The organism is Streptomyces sp. NPDC040589, assembly GCF_055594445.1.
Map to the genome: position 1 here is coordinate 348,078 of NZ_JBVIWP010000005.1, position 21,602 is coordinate 369,679.

At 70.8% G+C, this 21,602-nt stretch carries 18 protein-coding genes; 9 read left to right on the forward strand and 9 right to left on the reverse strand.

Annotated features, from left to right (window positions below; translation table 11 throughout):
• Positions 1 to 131: 131 nt before the first annotated feature.
• Positions 132 to 956 (reverse strand): maleylpyruvate isomerase family mycothiol-dependent enzyme, encoded by an 825-nt coding sequence (locus tag ACZ58V_RS24340; RefSeq protein ID WP_468198679.1) that lies wholly within the window; start codon positions 954 to 956, stop codon positions 132 to 134.
• Between the two features lie 193 nt (positions 957 to 1,149).
• On the opposite strand from ACZ58V_RS24340, the gene ACZ58V_RS24345 reads away from it, so the two are divergent.
• A complete protein-coding gene (locus tag ACZ58V_RS24345; RefSeq protein WP_468198681.1) occupies positions 1,150 to 1,947 on the forward strand; it encodes a carbon-nitrogen family hydrolase in 798 nt (265 codons plus the stop codon).
• 27 nt (positions 1,948 to 1,974) lie between these two features.
• On the opposite strand, the gene ACZ58V_RS24350 is transcribed toward ACZ58V_RS24345, so the two are convergent.
• Entirely contained in the window at positions 1,975 to 2,466 is a 492-nt protein-coding gene (locus ACZ58V_RS24350) for an LURP-one-related/scramblase family protein (protein ID WP_471292193.1), read from the reverse strand.
• Positions 2,463 to 3,455: a GlxA family transcriptional regulator gene (locus ACZ58V_RS24355; protein ID WP_468198685.1), complete on the reverse strand. Its 993-nt coding sequence runs from the start codon at positions 3,453 to 3,455 to the stop codon at positions 2,463 to 2,465. The genes ACZ58V_RS24350 and ACZ58V_RS24355 overlap by 4 nt, the downstream gene beginning before the upstream one ends.
• Positions 3,456 to 3,507: 52 nt before the next feature.
• Here ACZ58V_RS24355 and ACZ58V_RS24360 point away from each other — a divergent pair, with 52 nt between their 5' ends.
• Positions 3,508 to 3,900 carry a cupin domain-containing protein gene (locus ACZ58V_RS24360; RefSeq protein WP_468198688.1) on the forward strand — a complete coding sequence of 131 codons (393 nt, stop codon included), beginning with the start codon at positions 3,508 to 3,510 and terminating at the stop codon, positions 3,898 to 3,900.
• Between the two features lie 29 nt (positions 3,901 to 3,929).
• Complete coding sequence (locus ACZ58V_RS24365; protein ID WP_471292196.1) at positions 3,930 to 5,747, forward strand: NHL domain-containing thioredoxin family protein; 1,818 nt, start codon at positions 3,930 to 3,932, stop codon at positions 5,745 to 5,747.
• Between the two features lie 12 nt (positions 5,748 to 5,759).
• Here the strand turns inward: ACZ58V_RS24365 and ACZ58V_RS24370 are convergent, their stop codons facing one another.
• From ACZ58V_RS24370 to ACZ58V_RS24380, 3 genes are all read right to left on the reverse strand, one after another.
• Complete coding sequence (locus tag ACZ58V_RS24370) at positions 5,760 to 6,014, reverse strand: DUF6458 family protein (protein ID WP_189727104.1); 255 nt, start codon at positions 6,012 to 6,014, stop codon at positions 5,760 to 5,762.
• 87 nt (positions 6,015 to 6,101) lie between these two features.
• Complete coding sequence (locus ACZ58V_RS24375; RefSeq protein ID WP_468198693.1) at positions 6,102 to 7,451, reverse strand: M18 family aminopeptidase; 1,350 nt, start codon at positions 7,449 to 7,451, stop codon at positions 6,102 to 6,104.
• Positions 7,452 to 7,527: 76 nt separating this feature from the next.
• Positions 7,528 to 9,354, reverse strand: a complete 1,827-nt coding sequence (locus ACZ58V_RS24380) for an acyl-CoA dehydrogenase (RefSeq protein ID WP_468198695.1) — start codon at positions 9,352 to 9,354, stop codon at positions 7,528 to 7,530.
• Positions 9,355 to 9,545: 191 nt separating this feature from the next.
• Between ACZ58V_RS24380 and ACZ58V_RS24385 the strand changes: the two genes are divergently transcribed.
• Positions 9,546 to 10,013: an SseB family protein gene (locus tag ACZ58V_RS24385; RefSeq protein WP_189727101.1), complete on the forward strand. Its 468-nt coding sequence runs from the start codon at positions 9,546 to 9,548 to the stop codon at positions 10,011 to 10,013.
• Between the two features lie 12 nt (positions 10,014 to 10,025).
• Here ACZ58V_RS24385 and ACZ58V_RS24390 read toward each other — a convergent pair whose 3' ends face one another.
• Positions 10,026 to 10,763, reverse strand: coding sequence for a TetR/AcrR family transcriptional regulator C-terminal domain-containing protein (locus ACZ58V_RS24390; protein WP_471292201.1), 738 nt, complete (start codon positions 10,761 to 10,763; stop codon positions 10,026 to 10,028).
• A 145-nt stretch (positions 10,764 to 10,908) separates the two neighbouring features.
• Between ACZ58V_RS24390 and ACZ58V_RS24395 the strand changes: the two genes are divergently transcribed.
• Positions 10,909 to 12,408 carry an MFS transporter gene (locus ACZ58V_RS24395; RefSeq protein WP_471292203.1) on the forward strand — a complete coding sequence of 500 codons (1,500 nt, stop codon included), beginning with the start codon at positions 10,909 to 10,911 and terminating at the stop codon, positions 12,406 to 12,408.
• Positions 12,409 to 12,578: 170 nt separating this feature from the next.
• Positions 12,579 to 13,550, forward strand: a complete 972-nt coding sequence (locus ACZ58V_RS24400) for a pirin family protein (protein WP_471292206.1) — start codon at positions 12,579 to 12,581, stop codon at positions 13,548 to 13,550.
• A 108-nt stretch (positions 13,551 to 13,658) separates the two neighbouring features.
• On the opposite strand, the gene ACZ58V_RS24405 is transcribed toward ACZ58V_RS24400, so the two are convergent.
• Entirely contained in the window at positions 13,659 to 14,927 is a 1,269-nt protein-coding gene (locus tag ACZ58V_RS24405) for an ATP-binding protein (protein WP_471292209.1), read from the reverse strand.
• Positions 14,928 to 15,236: 309 nt separating this feature from the next.
• On the opposite strand from ACZ58V_RS24405, the gene ACZ58V_RS24410 reads away from it, so the two are divergent.
• A complete protein-coding gene (locus ACZ58V_RS24410; RefSeq protein ID WP_468198706.1) occupies positions 15,237 to 16,331 on the forward strand; it encodes an AI-2E family transporter in 1,095 nt (364 codons plus the stop codon).
• On the opposite strand, the gene ACZ58V_RS24415 is transcribed toward ACZ58V_RS24410, so the two are convergent.
• Positions 16,286 to 18,424, reverse strand: coding sequence for a SpoIIE family protein phosphatase (locus ACZ58V_RS24415; RefSeq protein WP_471292212.1), 2,139 nt, complete (start codon positions 18,422 to 18,424; stop codon positions 16,286 to 16,288). The two genes, ACZ58V_RS24410 and ACZ58V_RS24415, sit on opposite strands and share 46 nt — an antisense overlap.
• A 157-nt stretch (positions 18,425 to 18,581) precedes the next feature.
• Between ACZ58V_RS24415 and aspS the strand changes: the two genes are divergently transcribed.
• Both aspS and ACZ58V_RS24425 read left to right on the forward strand, forming a co-directional pair.
• Entirely contained in the window at positions 18,582 to 20,345 is a 1,764-nt protein-coding gene (aspS, locus tag ACZ58V_RS24420) for an aspartate--tRNA ligase (protein ID WP_468198710.1), read from the forward strand.
• Positions 20,346 to 20,468: 123 nt separating this feature from the next.
• Positions 20,469 to 21,431 (forward strand): intradiol ring-cleavage dioxygenase, encoded by a 963-nt coding sequence (locus ACZ58V_RS24425; RefSeq protein ID WP_471292215.1) that lies wholly within the window; start codon positions 20,469 to 20,471, stop codon positions 21,429 to 21,431.
• Positions 21,432 to 21,602 lie beyond the last annotated feature (171 nt).

Consider the following 21,602-nt stretch of genomic DNA (forward strand, 5'->3'; position numbering starts at 1 on the left):
GCGCGACGAGGTGCCTCCCCCACTCTCGGCTTCGCTCGAGCGGGGGACCCCCACCGCCCACCCGTGCCGCCCTGGGGGGACCTCCCAGGCCCTTGAGGCACTGGGGGAGGCACGCATGCCCGCAGCTACGGCTACTGCGTCACCGTGAAGTTCCGCAGGATCGCCGCCGTCAGGTCCGGGTCACCCTCCGTCTTGAGGCGGTCGGACACCGCCTCCGGCGTCACGCGGCCGCAGGCCAGGCGGACGTAGGTCTCCCAGTCGAGGGTGAGGGTCGCGGCGGGGCCCAGGGCGGGGGCCGTCTCGAGGGTGCCGCGGCCCTGGATGTCGACGCGGATCGTGCGCAGGAACTCGACGGGGCCGTGCACGTCGAAGACGACGGCCGAGCTGCGCGGCGCCTCGGCGTTCTCGGCGACCACGCGCGGGAGTTCGGAGAGCAGCACGTCACGGGCGACGTGCGCGCCGGGGGAGTCGAGGTTGCCGGGCCGGCCGAGGGCCGTGCGCAGGTCCTGCTCGTGCGTCCACACGTCGAAGGCGTGCCGGCGCATGGACTCCTCGAGCGTCAGCTCCGTGCCGAGCGGGCCGCGCACCTTCGTGCCCGGGTCACGCGACTCGTTCCGCAGCTGGCGGTTGCGGCGGATGATCACGTACTCCAGCTCGGAGGTCATCTCCGGTGCCGTGTGGTGGCGGCGGACGTCGACCTGCATCTCCATGTAGCGCTGGTGGTCGTTCGTCACGTGGAAGAGGTCGCGCGGGAGCGTGTGGATGGGGCGCGGGTCGCCGAGCATCTCGCAGTCCAGGCCGATGACATGGGAGACCACGTCCCGCACCGACCACCCGGGGCACGGCGTCCGCCGGTTCCACTCGGCCTCCGCGAGCGGCTGGAGCAGCTCGGATATCGCATCGATGGAGTGGGTCCAGGCGTCGGCGTAGGGCTGGAGGGTGGGATGCAGACTCACGGAACGGGACCCCTCGGCGGTCGGTGCACGGGCAGGTGGTGGCGGCGTTGCCAGTGGGAGGTGGCGGCTGTCGGCGGGTGTCTTGGCAGCTAAGTTACGCTGCTGTGAGGCACCCCGGCAGTGCTTTCGTGTGACGATCGTAGGCCCGGGGGGAAGCCCTTGTGGACGGGTCGAATGCCAGGACGGTGGTAGTGTGCGCGCCTCTGTGATCCAGATCGCCGTAGATGAGGGCGAATCGGTCGAATCGCGCCGACGGCGGGTGGCGTCGCTCGTCCGGGAGCAGGCCGGTGCCGATCTCGTCGTCCTGCCGGAGCTGTGGACCACGGGTGCCTTCGCCTACGAGGAGTTCGGGCGCGAGGCCGAGCCGCTCGAAGGGCCGACGTACGAGGCGATGGCGAAGGCCGCGAGCGACGCGGGCGTGTGGCTGCACGCGGGATCCATCCCGGAACGGGACCCCGACGGACCGCTCTACAACACCTCCCTCGTCTTCTCCCCCTCCGGCGACCTGGCCGCCGCCTACCGCAAGATCCACCGCTTCGGCTTCGACAAGGGCGAGGCCGTGCTGATGGGCGCGGGTGCCGAGCTGGTGACGGTGCGTCTGCCGCAGACCGTCCTGGGGCTGAGCACCTGTTACGACCTCCGTTTCCCCGAACTCTTCCGCGGTCTCGTCGACGCCGGTGCCGAGACGCTCGTGGTGTCGGCGGGCTGGCCGGAGCGCCGCCGGTCCCACTGGACGCTGCTGGCCCAGGCGCGGGCCGTCGAGAACCAGTCGTTCGTCGTCGCGTGTGGAACGGCCGGGACGCATGCCGGAGTTCCGCAGGCCGGTCACTCGATCGTGGTCGATCCCTGGGGCGAGGTGCTGGCCCGGGCCGGCGCCGACGAGGAGGTCCTCACCGTGGAGTTCGACCCGGGGAAGGTCGCGACGACGCGGGAGCAGTTCCCGGCGCTGAAGGACCGGCTGCTGGGGCTGGAGCCCCCGCGCAGGCCGTGAACTGCCCCTCTTCGCCCTCCCCCGCGCTCAGTCCTCGCGCTCCTTCTCCGCCAGGTGGATGACACACACCGCCACGGCGATCAGCAGCGCCGGATCCGCGTCCTCACGGACGACGTCCACGCCGTAGGTGTCCCGCAGGGTCAGCCAGCGCCGGGAGATCACCGCCAGCAGCTCCCCGTCGTACTCGACGGCGAACTCCCGGTCGAGGATCTTGCCGCTGACATCCAGTTCGTTGCCGTCGGCCAGGGACACCCGGTAGTGGTTGCGCAGCAGGGACAGCCGTTTCCTGCGGATCGTCGCCAGCGGCTCCCCGGCCCGCTGGAGCACCATCGTGTCGCGCAGGGCGAGCATCTTCTGGTGGATGTCGACGAGGACGCGCCCCTGGGTGTCCTTCAGCTCCCAGGTGTCCCGCAGCCGCAGGGCCTTGCCGTCGACGAGGAACACCTTGCTGCCGTGCTCGTCCTCGATCCAGTAGTCGTCACCGAAGCCGAGGAGCCGGTCGTACACGAGGAATCTCATGACACCAGGGCTTCCCCGCCGCCCGTTCCGAAACGCCGCCGATAGGCCGACGGGCTGAGTCCCGTCGCCCGCCGCAGGCGCGTGCGCAGATTGGCGGCCGTACCGAGCCCGCTCCGGGCCGCCACCACGTCCAGCCGTTCCTCGCCCCGCTCGATCAGCCGGCAGGCCAGCGCGACGCGCTCCCCGATCAGCCAGGCGAGTGGTGTCGTCCCCAACTGGGAGCGGAAGCGGCGGTGGAGCGTGGCGGGGCTGACCCGCGCGTGTGCGGCCAGGTCCGCCACCGCCAGCGGCTCGCCCAGCCGCTCCTGCGCCCACGCCAGCAGCGGGGCCAGCGACTCGTCCCGCACCTCCGGCACCGGCCGCTCCACGAACTGCCGCTGCCCGCCGTCCCGGTGCGCGGCGAACACCAGCCGCCGGGAGACGTGGTTGGCGATCTCGGCGCCGTGGTCACGCCGTACGACGTGCAGCCCCAGGTCCAGCGCCGAGGCGCTGCCCGACGCGGTCAGGATGTCGCCGTCGTCCACGAACAGCACGTCCGGCTCCAGCCCGACCTGCGGGAACCGCGCCCGGAACGACTCCGCCCACATCCAGTGGCAGGCCGCACGGCGCCCGTCCAGCAGCCCGGCCTCCGCCAGCGTGAACGCACCCGAGCAGAACCCGACGAGTCGCGCGCCACGCGCGTGTGCCCGTCGTACGACGTCCAGGACGCGCGGCGCGCGGGGGGTGCCGGTGTCCGGCCGGTTCGGCACGATCAGGGTGTCCGCGTCCTCGGCGGCCTCCAGCCCGGCCACCCCGGTCAGGGTGAAGAAGCCGTCCCGCATGCGCGTGTGCGGAGCGGCGGCACACAGCCGGAAGTCGTACAGCTCCCGCCCGAGCTCCGGCCTGGACAGCCCGAAGATCTCGATGGCGCAGCTCATCTCGAAGGGGTTCGAGTTCTCGTCCACCAGCAGGACGACTCGGTGAGGGCGATGCGAGGATCCTTGCGGCATGTGCGATTCCTAGCACTCGCGCGGGACGTACGGCACCCCGGAGGATCCCCTCATGACCCAGGAACCCGTCTCTCTCGCCCGCGCCCTGGCCTCCTTCTCCGAGCGGTGGAGCCCCCGCATCATCACCGCCGTCAACGACTACGACGTCCGCGTCGCGAAGGTCGGGGGCGAGCACGTCTGGCACGTCCACGAGCACACCGACGAGTTCTTCCTCGTGCTCGACGGCGAACTGCGCATCGGCCTGCGCGAGGCGGCCGGGGAGCGCACGGTCGTGCTTCCCAAGGGCAGCGTCTTCACGGTCCCGCGCGGCACCGAGCACAAGCCGTACGCGCCCGTCCCGACGGCGATCCTCATGTTCGAACCCACCGGCACCCTCACGGTCGGCGACCGCCACGACGACGTCCCGGACCATGTGGACGCCACGACAGGGCATGCCCTGAGCTGACTGTCAGTGACGGATGGCACCCTGGGGGCATGGACCACTCCGCACCCCGACGCGCCCGCGTCCGTGCCCCCGAGCTGATCGGCAAGGGCGGCTGGCTGAACACGGGCGGGCAGCAGTACACCCTCGCCGACCTGCGGGGACGCATCGTCGTCCTGGATTTCTGGACATTTTGTTGCGTGAACTGCCTGCACGTCCTGGACGAGCTCCGAGAGCTCGAGGAGAAGCACCGGGACACGGTCGTCGTCATCGGGGTGCACTCGCCGAAGTTCGTGCACGAGGCCGAGCATCAGGCGGTCGTCGACGCCGTGGAGCGGTACGGGGTGGAGCATCCGGTGCTCGACGACCCGGAGCTCGCGACCTGGAAGCAGTACGCCGTGCGGGCCTGGCCGACGCTCGTCGTGATCGACCCCGAGGGGTACGTGGTCGCGCAGCACGCCGGTGAGGGGCATGTGCACGCCATCGAGCGGCTGGTGGCGGAGCTGGAGACCGAGCACGCGGCGAAGGGGACGCTGCGGCGGGGCGACGGGCCGTACGTGGCGCCGGAGCCGGAGCCGACGGTGCTGCGGTTCCCGGGCAAGGCCCTCCTGCTGCCGAGCGGGAACTTCCTGGTGAGCGACACGACCCGGCATCAGCTGGTGGAGCTGGCGGAGGACGGGGAGAGTGTGGTGCGCAGGATCGGCTCCGGCGCGCGCGGGTTCGCCGACGGGCACGCCTCGACCGTCACCTTCAACGAGCCGCAGGGGCTCGCCCTTCTCGACGACGACTCCGTGGTCGTCGCCGACACCGTCAACCACGCGTTGCGGCGGCTGGACCTCACCACCGGCGAGGTCACCACCCTGGCCGGCACGGGCCGGCAGTGGTGGCAGGGCTCACCCACCTCGGGCCCGGCCCGCGAGGTCGACCTCTCGTCCCCCTGGGACGTCGCCTGGTGGCAGGGCAGGGTGTGGATCGCCATGGCCGGTGTGCATCAGCTGTGGACGTACGACCCCGCCGACGGCACGGTCGCGGTCACGGCCGGGACCACCAACGAGGGCCTCGTCGACGGGCCGGGGACCGAGGCCTGGTTCGCCCAGCCGTCCGGGCTCGCCGCCACGCCCGAGCGGCTCTGGCTCGCCGACTCGGAGACGTCCGCGCTGCGCTGGGTGGAGCCCGACGGCTCCGTCCACACAGCCGTCGGCACCGGCCTGTTCGACTTCGGCCACCGGGACGGCGCCGCCGACCAGGCCCTGCTCCAGCATCCGTTGGGTGTCACCGCCCTGCCGGACGGGTCCGTCGCCGTCGCCGACACCTACAACCACGCCCTGCGCCGCTTCGATCCCGCGACCGGCGAGGTGACGACCCTCGCCACGGACCTGCGCGAGCCCAGCGACGCCGTGCTCGTCGGCGACGACATCGTGGTGGTGGAGTCGGCCCGGCACCGGCTGACCCGGCTGCGGCTGCCGGAGGAGGCCGTGAAGGTCGCCGAGGTCGCTCACCGCACCCAGCGCGAAGCCACCGAAGTCGCCCCGGGGCGGCTCCGGCTGGACGTGATCTTCCAGGCACCGGCAGGACAGAAGCTGGACAGCCGCTACGGGCCTTCCACTCGCCTGCTCGTCTCGTCCACCCCGCCGGAGCTGCTGAGCACCGGCGAGGGCGCGGGAACAGACCTGTCCCGCGCCCTCGAACTCGACCCCTCCGTACCGGAGGGCGTGCTGCACGTCTCCGCGATGGCCGCCTCCTGCGACGACGATCCGGACAACGAGTACCCGGCCTGCCACGTTCACCAGCAGGACTGGGGCGTCCCCGTCCGCCTCACCGGGGCGGGGACGGACCGGCTTCCCCTGGTGCTGGCCGGGATGGACGCCTGATCGTCGGAGGCGTCACACCCCGTATCCGTCGCTGTATCCGTCACGGCGGTGGTGGGTCGCCGGGTCCTCGACGACGCCGGGCGTCGTGGGGGGCACCACCACGCGCCGGCGCCTCGCGATGCTGCTGAACGTCGTGACGCCGATCAGTCCGACGATCATCAGGATGATGCCGACCAGGTCGAGGTTGACCCCCTGCATGTCCCAGTCGGTCGCGAACGTGAGGATGGCTCCCACGGCGATGAGGATGATGCATCCGCCGAGGCCCATGATGTGTCGCCTCCCTGTACGGTCCGGTCCTTCCGGTCCGCAGCCCGGGTACCCCGGTGGGGAACACCCATGCGGTGACGGCCTGTTCTACCTCTCCAGAAACGCGGTGAGCGCGTTCGCCAGGAGGAACGGGTCGTCGGCGCCGCACAGTTCACGCGCGCTGTGCATCGACAGGATGGCCACGCCGATGTCGACGGTCCTGATGCCGTGCCGGGCGGCGGTGATCGGGCCGATCGTGGTGCCGCAGGGCATGGAGTTGTTGGAGACGAAGGACTGGAAGGGCACGCCCGCCTGCTCGCAGGCCGCCGCGAACTCGGCGCGGCCCGAACCGTCCGTGGCGTAGCGGTTGTTGACGTTGACCTTGAGGATCGGGCCGCCGTTGACACGTGGGTGGTGCGTCGGGTCGTGCCGCTCCGCGTAGTTGGGGTGGACGGCGTGACCCGTGTCGGAGGAGAGGCAGACCGTGCCGGCGAAGGCGCGGGCCCGGTCCTCGTAGGAGCCGCCGCGGGCGAACACCGAACGCTCCAGCACGTTGCCGAGCAGCGGCCCGTCCGCGCCGGTGTCGGACTGGGAGCCGTTCTCCTCGTGGTCGAAGGCGGCCAGGACCGGGATGGACGCCGGATGCGACGCGCCGGAGGCCACGGCCACGAGGGCCGCCGTGCCGGCGTGCACCGAGAGCAGGTTGTCCATGCGCGGGCCGGCCAGCAGTTCGCGGTCGCGGCCCAGGTAGGCGGGCTTCTCCACGGAGTGCGTCATCAGGTCCCAGCCGGTGACCTCGCCCGCGGGGAGGCCGGCCGTCTCCTCCAGGAAGGCGATCAGGTCGCCGTCGCGCACGTCGTTGCCCAGGCCCCAGACCGGCTGCAGGTGCCGTTGCTTGTCGAGCTTGAGCCCGTCCGCCGTCACCGAGCGGTCCAGGTGGATGGCGAGCTGCGGGACGCGCAGCAGCGGCCGGTCGACGTTGACCAGGCGCGTCGAGCCGTCGCGCAGGGTCAGCCGGCCGGCGAGGCCCAGGTCGCGGTCCAGCCAGGAGTTGAGCAGCGGTCCGCCGTAGATCTCCACGGCCACCTGGCGCCAGCCGTGCGCCCCGCTGTCGGGCTGCGGCTTGACGCGCAGGTTGGGGGAGTCGGTGTGGGCGCCGACGATCCGGAACGGCGTGTGGGGCGCGGCGCCCTCCGGCACGTACCAGGCGACGATCGCACCACCGCGCAGCACGTACTTGCCGCCGCTCGTCCCGTCCCACGCGTCCGTCTCCGCGACCTGCTTGAAGCCGGCCTTCTCCAGTCGCTCGGCGGCTGTGGCCACGGCGTGGTACGGCGTGGGGCTCGCCGCCAGGAAGGTCATGAGGTCGTCGGTGTGGCCGCGGTCGAAAGTAAGAGGTGCGCGCGAAGCGCTCGCTGCAAGGGCGGCGGTGGGAGACGGGCGGGCTGGTTCGGTCATGGGTTCACCTTAACGACGGACGAGGGCCCGTTCCCGGCGTAGGGGAACAGGCCCTCGAACAGAGGACGTGAGGGATCTAGAACGCGTCCTCGTCCAGCTCCATCAGGTCCAGCTCGACGCCCTCGGCGACCTTGCGGGCCAGGGTGACGCCGGGCAGGACGTTGGCCGCGAAGAACTTCGCCGCGGCGATCTTGCCGGTGTAGAAGGCCTTGTCCTTGCCGGCGCCGGTCTCCAGCTTCTCGGCGGCGACCGAGGCGCCCTTGAGCAGCAGGTAGCCGACGATCACGTCACCGGAGGCCATCAGCAGGCGGGTCGTGTTGAGCCCGACCTTGTAGATGTTCTTGACGTCCTGCTCGGTGGCCGCGAGGTCGGTGAGCATCAGGCCGACGATGGCCTCCAGCTCGACGGCGGCCTTGGCGAGGTGCTCGCGGGCACCGGCCAGTTCCTCGCCGCCCGTGCCGAGGGCCAGGAACTTCTTGATGTCCTCGGCGAGGGAGTTCAGCGCGGCGCCCTGGTTGCGGACGATCTTCCGGAAGAAGAAGTCCTGGCCCTGGATCGCCGTGGTGCCCTCGTACAGGGTGTCGATCTTGGAGTCCCGGATGTACTGCTCGATCGGGTACTCCTGGAGGAAGCCGGAGCCGCCGAAGGTCTGCAGCGACTGGGCGAGCTGCTCGTAGCCCTTCTCGGAGCCGTAGCCCTTGACGATGGGCAGGAGCAGGTCGTTCAGCGCGTGCTCGGTGGAGGCGTCCTCGCCGGCGGTCTCCTTGATGGCGATGGAGTCCTGGACGGAGGCCGTGTAGAGCACCAGGGCGCGCATGCCCTCCGCGTACGCCTTCTGCGTCATGAGGGAGCGGCGCACGTCGGGGTGGTGGGTGACGGTGACCTTGGGCGCGGTCTTGTCCATGAAGTTCGCCAGGTCGGGGCCCTGGACGCGCTCCTTGGCGTACTCCAGCGCGTTCAGGTAGCCCGTGGAGAGCGTGGAGATCGCCTTCGTGCCGACCATCATGCGGGCGAACTCGATGATGCGGAACATCTGGCGGATGCCGTCGTGCTTGTCGCCGATCAGCCAGCCCTTGGCGGGGTGCCGGTCGCCGAAGGTCATCTCGCAGGTGTTGGAGGCCTTCAGGCCCATCTTGTGCTCGACGTTGGTGGCGTAGGCGCCGTTGCGCTCGCCCAGCTCGCCGGTCTCGAAGTCGAAGAGGTACTTCGGGACGAGGAAGAGCGACAGGCCCTTGGTGCCGGGGCCGGCGCCCTCGGGGCGGGCCAGCACGTAGTGGAGGATGTTCTCCGACATGTCGTGCTCACCGGACGTGATGAAGCGCTTCACGCCCTCGATGTGCCAGGAGCCGTCCTCCTGCTGCACGGCCTTGGTGCGGCCGGCGCCCACGTCGGAGCCCGCGTCGGGCTCGGTGAGCACCATCGTGGAGCCCCACTGCTTCTCCGTGGCGAACTTGGCTATGTGCTTCTGGACCTCGTTGCCCTCCTCGAAGAGGATGCCGGCGAAGGCCGGGCCCGAGGAGTACATCCACACGGCCGGGTTGGCGCCCAGGATGAGCTCGGCGTACGCCCAGATCAGGGAGCGGGGCGAGGTGGTGCCGCCGATCTCCTCGGGCAGGCCGAGGCGCCAGTACTCGGAGTCCATGAAGGCCTGGTAGCTCTTCTTGAAGGACGCCGGGACCGGCGCGGTGTTGGTCTCCGGGTCGAAGACCGGCGGGTTGCGGTCGGCGTCGATGAAGGATTCCGCCAGCTCGTTCTCCGAGAGACGGGTCAGCTCCTCCAGGATGCTCTTCGCGGTCTCGACGTCCATCTCCTCGAACGGGCCGGTGCCGTACACCTTGTCGCGCCCGAGTACTTCGAAGAGGTTGAACTCGATGTCGCGGAGATTCGACTTGTAGTGCCCCATGGCGACGGCTCCCGGCTCCGTAGAGAGATCGGCGAGGCACTGGATCCTCGCGCTAGTTCACGTACCAACAAGTAGCTACGATGATGCTACCCGTCGGTAATAAGAAGCAACCCCGAACCGGTCATCTGTGACGCGTGGCTCATACCGGCATCGTGGAGGCACGGAGCCTCGCTCTCGGTACGCTTGCGCCCATGTACGGCTACGACCAGACAGCGGGCCCGCAAGCGCAGTACGCCCCTCCGCAGCAGCCGATGTCCGGCGGGTACGGGCAGCAGCCGCCGCTGTACCCCGAGCCGTCCCCGCCCTCCCTCACGGACGCGGTGCGCGCGTTCACGACCGGGCAGATGGCCGCCGAGGACTTCCAGCAGGCCTTCGCGACGTCGAAGGTCTACTGCCCGCGCGGCGACAACCCCGGCTTCCTCGCGCTGCACAACACGCAGCAGCCGGTGATCCCGATGTTCAGCACGCTCAAGGAACTGCGCCGGTACGCGGGCAAGGAGTCCAAGTACTTCGTGATCACCGGTTCCGAGGTGCTGGACCTGCTGCCGACCGGCTACGGGTTCGTCCTCGACATGGAGGGCGAGCACCGGATGGTCTTCGACGCGAAGGCCGTCGAGCAGATGGTCGAGTTCGCGATGCGCCGGATGTACGGCGGCTGAGACCGGCCGTTCTCACTTCGGCAGGCGCAGTGCCAGGCCGTCCAGGACGACCTCCAGGCCGTAGGTGAACTTGTCGTCCCGGATCCGGGCGGGGTCGACGGCCTGGTCCGCGGTCCTGGCGTCGGCGGCCGCCAGGTGGTCGTAGCCGGCGGAGACCTCCCGGGCCGTGGGCAGCAGCCGCGCGACGAACTCCGGCTCGGTCTCGCCGGAGCGGGCGACGGTCGTGAGCCAGGCGGCCTCCGTGGTGCTCATGCCGATGACGTACGAGAAGACCGCGTCGATCGCGCGGCTCGGCTCGGGGAACCCCGCCGCCGTGAACAGCGCAGCGAGCCGCTCGGAGAAGGTCATGTAGTTGGGCCCGAGGTAGGCGAGCCCGGCCTGGCCCAGGACCAGGGGCAGCCAGGGGTGCCGTAGCGCCGTCGTACGGAAGGACCCCGCGGCCTCGGTCACCGCCGCGCGCCAGTCGGGGCCGCCGGCCGGCGGGACGTGGATCTCGGCGGCGACCTCGTCCACCGCGAGCTCCATCAGCTCGTCCTTCGTGGCCACGTGCCGGTACAGGGACGTCGCGCCGGCGTTCAGACGGGCGCCGAGCTTGCGCATGCTGAGCGCCTCGATGCCGTCGGCGTCGAGCATCGCGATCGCCTCCCGCACGATCGCGTCCCTGCTGAGCGCGGGCTGGTCGGGGCGGCGCTGCTCACGGGTCCATACGGACGGGATCGGGTTCTTCTCCGTCGTCTTGCTCCGGCTCATGGATGCTCCTCCTGCTGGACCTTCGGCACCTTCGTGCGAACAGCGTGCGCATTCAGCGTACAGAACTCAAGGGTTGCGCACGCTGTTCCGCTGTGCGTACAGTGTGCGCATCGAAGGAACGGTGTTCGCGGGAGGGGAAACTGACATGGACGCTCGTAATCCACGCCGCTGGTGGATCCTGGTGGTGCTCTGCCTCAGCACGCTCGTGCTGGTCGTCGACAACATGGCGCTGACGGTGGCGGTGCCCACGCTGACCGAGGACATCGGCGCGAGCACCCAGGACATGCAGTGGATCCTCGACTCCTACACCCTGGTCTTCGCCGGACTGCTGCTGACCTCGGGAAGCCTGGGGGACCGGTTCGGGCGCCGGAAGGTGATGCTGATCGGGCTGCTGCTGTTCGGGGCGGCCTCGCTGGGGGCGGTGTTCTGCTCCACCCCGGGTGAGCTGATCGCGGTGCGGATCGCGATGGGGGTCGGCGGGGCGCTGATCATGCCGTCGACGCTGTCGATCCTGATCACCGTCTTCGACGAGGACGAGCGGCCCAAGGCGATGGCGGCCTGGGGCTCGGTGTCCATGCTGGGGCTGGTCGGCAGCCCGGTCCTCGGCGGTGTGCTGATCGACCACTTCGCCTGGCAGGCCATCTTCCTGATCAACGTGCCGATCGTCGCGCTGGCGCTGCTGGCCGGTGTGCTGCTGATGCCGGAGTCCAAGGCGCCGTGGCAGAAGCCGGACCCGCTGGGCGCGGTGCTGTCGGCCGTGGGCATGACCGCCCTGGTGTGGTGGATCATCGAGATCCCGCAGCACGGCGCGTTCGAAGGCCGTTCCCTCATCGTCCTGGCCGTCGCGGTGGTCGCCCTGGCCGGCTTCGTGATCTGGGAGAACGTCACCCGCTCGCCGATGGTCCCGCTGGTCCTCTTCAGGAACCGCAACTTCAGCGGGGGCTCGCTCTCCCTGTCGCTCGTCCAGATCGGCAACGCCGGCCTGCTGCTGGTCCTGACCCAGTACCTCCAGTTCGTGCTCGGCTACTCCGCCGTCAAGGCGGGCCTGGCCTTCCTGCCGCTGGCCGTGGCCGCGCTGGCCGGCAACGCCGCCGGGGCCCAGCTCGCCGTGAAGGCCGGGAACCGGATCGTCATCCTCGCCGGGATGCTGCTGATGGCCGCCTCCTTCGGGCTGCTGACCACGCTCAGCGCCGACAGCGGGTTCACGGTCCCGGCCGTGGCGCTGGGGATCCTGGGCCTCGGTGCGGGCCTCGCCATGCCGGCCGCGGTGGCCGCGCTGATGGGCACCATCCCCGAGGACAAGGCGGGCGTCGGCTCGGCCCTCAACGACACCATCCAGCAGTCCGGCACCGCCCTCGGCATCGCGATCCTCGGCTCCCTGCTCTCCAGCGGCTACGCCGACGCGATGCCGGCCGGCGCTCCCGGGCAGGCGAAGGAGTCCATCGGCGGGGCCCTGGCCGTGGCCGGCGGCGACACGGGCCTGGTCCGGGCGGCTCGCGAGGCCTTCACCGCCTCGATGTCGACGACCTTCACGATCAGCGCGATCGGTGTCCTGGCGGCGGCCGTGGTGGCCACGCTGGTGATGCGGGACCGCAAGGCCGAGCCCACCGGGGCCGAGAACGAGGAGCACCGGCTGGCCGCCTGACGCCGCGGACTCGAGGCCGGCACCCCGCGAGGGGGTGCCGGCCTTCCGTCATGTCGGTGCCGGGTGGTTCGGGCGGTCCTCCGCTGGGAATGCCCTCCCGGTTTTCTCTGTTGGGGGTAGCAGGAAGTTCAACGCTCAACTAAACTGGGCGTACACGAGGAGGAACCGACATGCCTGCAGTGACCGTCGAGAACCCGTTGACGCTGCCCCGCGTGACCGCGCCGACCGACGCCGTGGCACGTCCCGTGCTCGCCGTCACGACCGCTCCGAGCGGTTTCGAGGGCGAGGGCTTCCCGGTGCGCCGGGCGTTCGCGGGGATCAACTACCGTCATCTCGACCCGTTCATCATGATGGACCAGATGGGCGAGGTGGAGTACGCGCCGGGTGAGCCGAAGGGCACGCCCTGGCACCCGCACCGCGGTTTCGAGACCGTCACGTACATCATCGACGGGATCTTCGACCACCAGGACAGCCAGGGCGGTGGCGGCACCATCACCAACGGCGACACCCAGTGGATGACCGCGGGCTCGGGTCTGCTGCACATCGAGGCCCCACCGGAGCATCTCGTCATGTCCGGCGGGCTCTTCCACGGCCTCCAGCTGTGGGTGAACCTCCCGGCCAAGGACAAGATGATGGCCCCGCGCTACCAGGACATCCGCGGCGGCTCGGTCCAGCTGCTCTCCACCCCCGACGGTGGCGCGCTGCTGCGGATCATCGCCGGTGAGCTGGACGGGCACGCGGGCCCGGGCATCACGCACACCCCGATCACGATGGTCCACGCGACGCTGGCGCCGGGTGCGGAGCTCACGCTGCCGTGGCGCGAGGACTTCAACGGCCTTGCGTACGTCCTCGCCGGCCGGGGCAGCGTCGGCGCCGACCGCCGCCCGGTCCACACGGGCCAGACGGCCGTCTTCGGCGCGGGCTCCTCGCTGACCGTCCGCGCGGACGAGAAGCAGGACTCGAACACACCGGACATGGAGGTCGTACTGCTCGGCGGACAGCCGATCCGTGAACCCATGGCCCACTACGGCCCGTTCGTGATGAACACCAGGGAAGAGCTCCAGCAGGCGTTCGACGACTTCCAGAAGGGACGGCTGGGCACGATCCCGGCCGTGCACGGGATGTCCGAGGGCGGCCTCTAGGGCTCGCCGAGGCCACACGTGGACGAGTCCGGCCCGGACACGGGCGGGACTCGTCCGTGTCTGCCGGCCGGTTCGGTCCCTCGGGACCGGCTCCCTTCGGCCCGGATGCTAGATGCGGGCGAACCTCTCCGTCTGCTGGGTGAATTCCTTGGCCATGGCGGCGCTGACCGTGGGCTGGGTGTCGTGGATCGTGTCGAGGTAGTCGCCGGTGGTGGCGGCGGTCCGGGTCCCGGTGTCGAAGGTGCGCTCGAACTGAGCCTGGGAGACGGTTCGCGCCGCGTGCGCGATGTCGGCGGGCGTGAACCCTTCGCTGGCCGACGCGAGTGCCTCGCTGTCGGCCTTCGCGTCCGCTCGGGCCAGATAGCTCTCCCACAGCGCGGTCCTCGCGGTGCGGTCGGGAGGGCCGATGGGCAGCACGTAGTCGAAGCGGCCGTGCCGAAGGAAGGCCGGGTCGAGCGTGATCACGTTGTTCGTGGCGCAGACGAGCAGCCGCCCTTCCTGACGCCGGAACCGGACGATCGCCTTGAGCAGCTCGTTGACGACGCCGACCGCGGTCGCGTCCGCACCGCTGCGTGTCCCGGCGACCTCCTCGACCTCGTCGATGAAGACCAGGACGTGGTCGAGCCGGGTGATCTCGTCGAAGCGCCGGTTCAGCCCGCTCGCCAGGCCGTACTCGGCGGCCAGACGTGCGGGGAACAGTTCGAGGAAGGGCCACCCCAGGCGGCTGGCGATCGCGTGTGCGAACGTGCTCTTGCCGGTCCCGGGCGGGCCGAACAGCATCACCGCCCGTGGCAGCTCGACTCCGTGCTGGGCGGCCAGTTCGGGGTGGGCCAGTGGCAGGACCAGACGCCGCTCGATGAGCCGCTTCTCGTGCTGCATGCCCGCGACCTTCTGCCACAGTCCCCCTGGCGGCAGCTCCGCTCCGAGCGAGGAGAGCGTACCGGCCGACTGCGGGGTCACCGGCCCGCGCTTCTCGAAGAAGACCAGCCCGGGGCGGGCGTCGAAGTCGCAGTTGCGCAGAGCGGTGGCACCGGTCTCGCCCTCGGGCAGGGCGGCGTGCACCGCCCGGACGCCGTCGGCGAAGAGCCGTTGCTCAAGAGCGGTGATCAGGTCACTGCCCAGCCCGCGCTGCCGCCAGCCGGGCGCAAGGCAGATGCGAAGGATCCATGCCCGGTCGCCCTCCACCCGGCTCACCGCGGCGCCGATCAGGACGTCGTCCGCCGTGGCCACGACAGCCGGCTGGCGGGCCTGGAGGGCTGTCACGGTGTCCGCGAGCGGGAAGAACGGCGACTCCTCGGTCGTGCCGCTCTCCGCGTCGACGCGGACCACCGCCTCGAGATCGTCCGGGGAGTAGTCCCTGACCTGCCAACCCGTCATGATCAGCTCCATGTGTTCGGCCGTACTCCCATCATCGGCCGCCGGCCGGAGGAAGCGCGCGACAGACGGCGGCCCTGACGCCGGGCATTCCCGGTCCGGGCGGTCCCGCGGCGCGGGGGACCGCGAGGTCGCTGCCGATGCCGACGGCGGGTCTCCTCGTTCCGGTCGCCCCGGCGGGCGGAGGCCGCGCGGTCCGTGCCGGCGGCGACGTGACCTGAACCGGCGATCGGGGCTGCGGCGCTGACGCCCCGTCACCCGGGCGGGCCGTTCCGGCGGGACGGGGCGTTCGGGGCGTGGTCGGGTGGAGGAGTGCGGGACTCCGATCCGAACGCGGCCGGGTCCGGGACGCTTCTCCCGGACCCCCTCCGGCGCCTGGCCGCCTGGTGCGCGCTGATCCTGCTCGTCTCCGGGGTCGTCTACGTCGGGATCCGGCTGTGTGACGAGTTCCGGACCGCTGTCGTGCCCGTGCTGCTCGCGCTGCTGGGGACGGCGCTGCTCGGGCCGTTGCACCGGCGGCTCGTGAAGGCCGGGGTGCAGCGGTCGGTCGCGGCCGGGCTCACGTGTGTCGCCGTGGTCGCCGTGGTGGGCGGGGCCGTGTACATCGTGGTCGCCGCGCTTATCGACACGGGGGACGAGATCGTCGCCTCGCTCAAACAGGCCGCCCGGGGTGTCTCCGAGCACTTCGGGGCCGCCGGGACCTCGCTGGACGACCTCGCCTCCAACGCGCGGGAGCTGCTGGGCAAGTTCGGCGGCACCGCCGCCTCCGGTGTGATCAGCGGGGTCAGTGTCGTCGGCGAGTCCCTCGCCATCGCCGTGCTCGCGCTGCTGCTCGTCTTCTTCTTCCTGCGCGACTCCGACAAGGCCACCGGAACCCTGCGGGCCCTCGCTCCCCGGGGTTCGGCCGACACCCTGGAGGCCATGGCGCGGCGGGCCTTCCACGCCGTCGAGGGGTTCATGCGCGGCACGACGTTCATCGCGCTCATCGACGCCCTCTGCATCACCGTCGGACTGCTCGTCCTCGACGTGCCGGGCGCGGCGGGACTGGGCGCGCTGGTCTTCGTCGGGGCGTACATCCCCTACCTGGGCGCCTTCATCTCCGGCGCCGTCGCCGTGCTGGTCGCGCTCGCCGACCGGGGGTTCGTCATCGCGCTGTGGGTGCTGGGAGTGGTGCTCGCGGTGCAGGTGCTGGAGGGGCATGTGCTCCAGCCGGTGATCCAGAGCCGGACCGTGCAGATGCACCCGGCGGTGGTGATGGTGGCGATCACGGCCGGCGCGTCCGTCGCAGGGGTGCTCGGCATGCTGCTCGCCGTGCCGCTCACCGCGGCCGCCTTCGGCGTCCTCCAGGAACTGCGCACCCGCTACGGCGACCAGGAGCCGTCGCCCGAGCCGTCCACGGACTCGTAGAGCTCGAACCAGATGGACTTGCCCTCGCCCCGCGGGTCCACCCCCCAGGCGTGCGCGAGCAGTTCGATCAGCACCAGGCCGCGGCCGGAGGACGCCAGCTCGCCGGGTCTGCGCTTGTGCGGCAGGTCGTCACCGCCGTCGGTGACCTCGATCCGCAGCCGCCGCTCCCCCACCGCGCCGGTGATCTCGGCCACGAGCAGCGCGTCGGAGTCGGTGTGCACGAGGACGTTCGTCAGCAGCTCGGACAGCAGCAGCACCGCCGAGTCGACCTGGTCCGTGGAGGACCAGTCGTACAGCAGCTCGCGCAGCTGCTGCCGGGCCGCCGCGACGCGCTCGGGCTCGGCCTGCGCGACCGTCAGCACCGTGCGCCGTACCGGGCGCTCACCGGTCATGGTGTCGCCGTACCCGCGGCCGTCGCCCTCCCGGCTGAGCAGCAGCACGGCGATGTCATCCTCGCGGCGGTCGGCCAGCGGGCCGGTGGTGTGGTGCGACGACGGCCCGTGCACGGCCTGCACCAGAGTGTCGGCGAGTTCCTCCAGATCGCCCTTGTGCTCCTCCAGGATCACGCGCAGCCGCCGCCAGCCGGTGTCCAGGTCGTGGCCGCCCGTCTCGATCAGGCCGTCCGTGCAGATCAGCATGGTCTCGCCGGGTTCCAGCGCGAGCCGGGTCGTGGGGTAGTCGGCGTCCGGGTCGATGCCCAGGGGCAGGCCGCCCGACGTCGGCCGGGTCAGCACCGTGCCGTCGGCCATCCGGAACGCCGGGTCCGGGTGCCCGGCACGCGCGATGTCCAGCACCCCCGTCGCCGGGTCGACCTCGACGTACACGCAGGTCGCGAAGCGCGGGTCGGACGAGTCCTCGTCGCTGATGCCGTGCAGGAAGCGGGCGGCACGGGACAGCACCGCGTCCGGCCGGTGGCCCTCCGAGGCGTAGGCCCGCAGGGCGATCCGCAGCTGGCCCATCAGGCCCGCCGCGTGTACGTCGTGCCCCTGGACGTCGCCGATGACCAGCGCGAACCGCCCGTTCGGCAGTGGGATCACGTCGTACCAGTCGCCGCCGACCTGGAGTCCGCCGCCGGTGGGGACGTAGCGGGCGGCGACGCTCATGCCCGGGATGCGCTGCGAACCGAGCCTCGGCAGCATCGTGCGCTGGAGCCCGTCGGTCAGCGCCCGTTCGCTCTCGGCCACGCCCGCCCGGGTCAGGGCCTGCGCCAGCATCCGCGCCACCGTCGCCAGCACGGACCGCTCGTCCGGCGTGAAGGCGACCGGGTAGGTGAAGGCGGCCATCCACGCGCCCATCGTGCGGCCGGCCACGGTCAGCGGCAGGAAGGCCCAGGACCGGCGGCCGAAGCGCTCGGCGAGCGGCCAGGTCAGCGGATAGCGGGCCTTGTACTGCTCGGGGGAGGACAGATACACCGCCCGGCCGGTGCGCGCCGCCTCGGCGGCCGGATAGTCCGTGTCCAGCGGCATCTCCGAGAACGGGCTCTCGTCGCCCATCTGTTGCCCGTGGTGGCCGATGATCGTCAGCCGGTCGCCCGCCACGCCGAACACCGCCAGCCCGTCCGGCGAGAACCCCGGCATCGACAGATTGGCCGTGACCCGCAGCACCTCCTGCGTGGAGCGCGCCTCGGCCAGCGCCCGGCCCGCGTCCAGCAGGAACGCCTCCCGCGAGCGCCGCCAGTCACCGGTGACCGCGCTGCGCCCGGCCACGGTGCCCGGCGTCGGCTCCGTCACCTCCTGGAGGGTGCCGATCAGCCGGTACGCCTTGTGGACCCGGTCGAAGGACGGCTTGGAGCGGCTGCGGACGATCCGGACGATCCGGCCCTGCTCGTCCATGACGCGGACCCGCACCTCGGCGAGGGTGCCCTCGGCGACGGCGAGCTGGACCACGCCGGTGATCTCGTTCCAGTCGACCGGGTGCAGCCGGGCCCGGGCCTGAGCCTCGGTGAGGCTGACCTGCTCGGCGGGCAGCCCGAGCAGCCGAGCCGCCTCGGCGTCGACCGTGACCAGCCCGGTAGCGGTGTCCCAGTGCCATAGGCCGGTCGCGAGGGCGGCGAGGGCCTCCCCCACGGCGGGCAGGGGCTCGCCAGTGCGCATTGCCCTACTTTAAGAAGAGGGGATCGAAGACTGCCACCGAAGACCGAAGTGTGCTCGATCGTTAACTGTGGAGAGCCGATCTTGCCCTGCCCGGTACGCTGGGGACCAGTTTCACGTGAAACACAGACCCCGATCAGCGAAGACTGGATGAACGACGATGCATCGGTACAGGTCCCACACCTGCGGCGAGCTCCGCGCCTCTGACGTCGGCACCGACGTCCGGCTGAGCGGCTGGCTGCACAATCGGCGCGACCTGGGCGGCATCCTCTTCATCGATCTGCGCGACCACTACGGCATCACGCAGCTCGTCGCCCGCCCCGGCACCCCCTCCTACGAGGCTCTCGACAAGCTCTCCAAGGAGTCGACCGTCCGCATCGACGGCAAGGTCGTCTCCCGTGGCGCGGAGAACATCAACCCCGAGCTGCCGACCGGTGAGGTCGAGGTCGAGGTCGGCGACGTCGAACTGCTCGGCGCGGCCGCCCCGCTGCCCTTCACCATCAACGCCGAGGACGGGGTCAACGAGGAGCGGCGCCTGGAGTACCGCTTCCTGGACCTGCGCCGCGAGCGCATGCACCGCAACATCATGCTGCGCACGGCGGTCATCTCGGCGATCCGGCACAAGATGACGGCGCTGGGCTTCAACGAGATGGCGACGCCGATCCTGTCCGCGACCTCCCCCGAGGGCGCCCGCGACTTCGTCGTCCCGTCCCGTCTGCACCCGGGCAAGTTCTACGCCCTTCCCCAGGCGCCCCAGCAGTTCAAGCAGCTGCTGATGATCTCCGGCTTCGACCGCTACTTCCAGATCGCGCCCTGCTTCCGTGACGAGGACGCCCGCGCGGACCGCTCGCCCGGCGAGTTCTACCAGCTCGACGTCGAGATGAGCTTCGTCGAGCAGGAGGACGTCTTCCAGCCGGTCGAGAAGCTGATGACCGAGCTGTTCGAGGAGTTCGGCGGCGGACGCCACGTCACCTCGCCGTTCCCGCGGATCCCGTTCCGCGAGGCGATGCTGAAGTACGGCTCCGACAAGCCGGACCTGCGCGCCCAGCTCGAACTCGTCGACATCACCGACGTCTTCGAGGGCTCGGAGTTCAAGGCGTTCGCCGGCAAGCACGTGCGTGCCCTGGCGGTGCCGGACGTCTCGGCGCAGCCCCGCAAGTTCTTCGACCAGCTCGGTGACTACGCCGTCACGCAGGGCGCCAAGGGCCTGGCCTGGGTCCGCGTCGCCGAGGACGGCTCGCTGTCCGGCCCGATCGCGAAGTTCCTCACCGAGGAGAACGTCGCCGAGCTGACCAAGCGCCTGTCCCTGGCCGCCGGTCACGCCGTGTTCTTCGGCGCGGGCGAGTTCGACGAGGTCTCGAAGATCATGGGCGCGGTGCGGGTCGAGGCCGCCAAGCGTGCCGGGCACTTCGAGGAGAACGTCTTCCGCTTCTGCTGGATCGTCGACTTCCCGATGTACGAGAAGGACGAGGAGACCGGCGCGATCGACTTCTCGCACAACCCCTTCTCCATGCCGCAGGGCGGTCTTGAGGCCCTGGAGACCCAGGACCCGCTGGACATCCTGGGCTGGCAGTACGACATCGTCTGCAACGGCGTCGAGCTGTCCTCCGGCGCGATCCGGAACCACGAGCCGGAGATCATGCTCAAGGCCTTCGAGATCGCCGGGTACGACCGCGAGACGGTCGAGGAGAAGTTCGCCGGCATGCTGCGCGCCTTCCGCTTCGGCGCCCCGCCGCACGGCGGCATCGCCCCGGGCGTCGACCGCATCGTCATGCTGCTCGCCGACGAGCCCAACATCCGCGAGACCATCTCCTTCCCGCTCAACGGCAACGCCCAGGACCTGATGATGGGCGCGCCGACGGAGCTGGAGGAGGCGCGGCTGAGGGAGCTGCACCTGTCGGTGCGCAAGCCGCAGCCGAAGTAGGCCTTCGGTACAGCAGGGGGGTGGCTCGGAACCGGCGTCGGTTCCGAGCCACTTTCGTACCCAGGGCATTTACCCAGCTCTTGCCCAGGTTCCTGACAGACGCGCTCCCTAGCTTCCCTTCCCATGACGGGACAGGAAACGGCCCAAGGGCCGAAACACAAACGGGATCTGACACGCCGTAAGGTCGTCGCCGCGGGCGCCGGTGCGGTGGTGGCGGCGGGCGTCGGCGGTACGTTCGCGGCGGGCGCGTTCGCCGGGGAGGAGCCGAGGGCCGCCAAGGGAACGGCCGCCGCCGGCTCGGGCGAGGCCTGCTACAAGCTGACCTCCGAGACCACCGAGGGCCCCTACTACATCGACGCGGACAAGCTCCGCCGGGACGTCACCGAGGACCAGGAGGGCATCCCGCTCACCCTGCGCCTCAAGGTGATCGACTCCGAGACCTGCAAGCCCCTCGCGAACGCGGCCGTCGACATCTGGCACTGCAACGCGCTGGGCGTGTACTCGGGTTACGAGGACATGGGCAGCGGTGGCGGCGGTACGCCGCCCTCCGGTGCGCCGACCGGGACGCCCACGGGGCCGCCGCCGGACGGGGGTGGCGGCGGAGGCGGGGGCCATCAGGAGCCGACCGACGACGAGCGCTATCTGCGCGGCACCTGGCGGACGGACAAGCGGGGTTTCGTCGAGTTCCGTACGGTCTTCCCCGGCTGGTACCAGGGTCGGTGTGTGCACATCCACACCAAGGTGCACGTCAACGGCACCTGGACCGACGCCGGTTACGAGGGCGGCACCACCTGCCACACCGGCCAGCTCTTCTTCGACGAGGAGTCCGTGCTGGCCTCCGCCGAGACCGAGCCGTACTCCACCAACACCACGACCCGCACCACCCTCGACGAGGACACCATCTACCCCGGCAACGGGACCGAGGGCGGGCTGCTGGAGCTCAAGTACCGGAAGAACGCCATCGTCAAGGGCGTCGTCGGCACCCTCACCCTGGGCGTCGACCCCGAGGCGACGCACGACGGCACGGATGACGCGGTCCAGCCGGGCGCGTCGGCGTCGGCGTCTGCGTCGGCTTCCGCGAGCTGACGTAGCTGACGGACTGGGGTGCGTTGGGGCGGACGCCTGCGAGACGTCCGCCCCACATTCACATACATGTACTTCTGCTCAATCCGTTGACCCGGAAGGCGGGCCTCCATAAGGTCCCTTCGAGAACGCGTACGTGATTGCTGTTCACGTATGTGCACATCGAGGGAGACA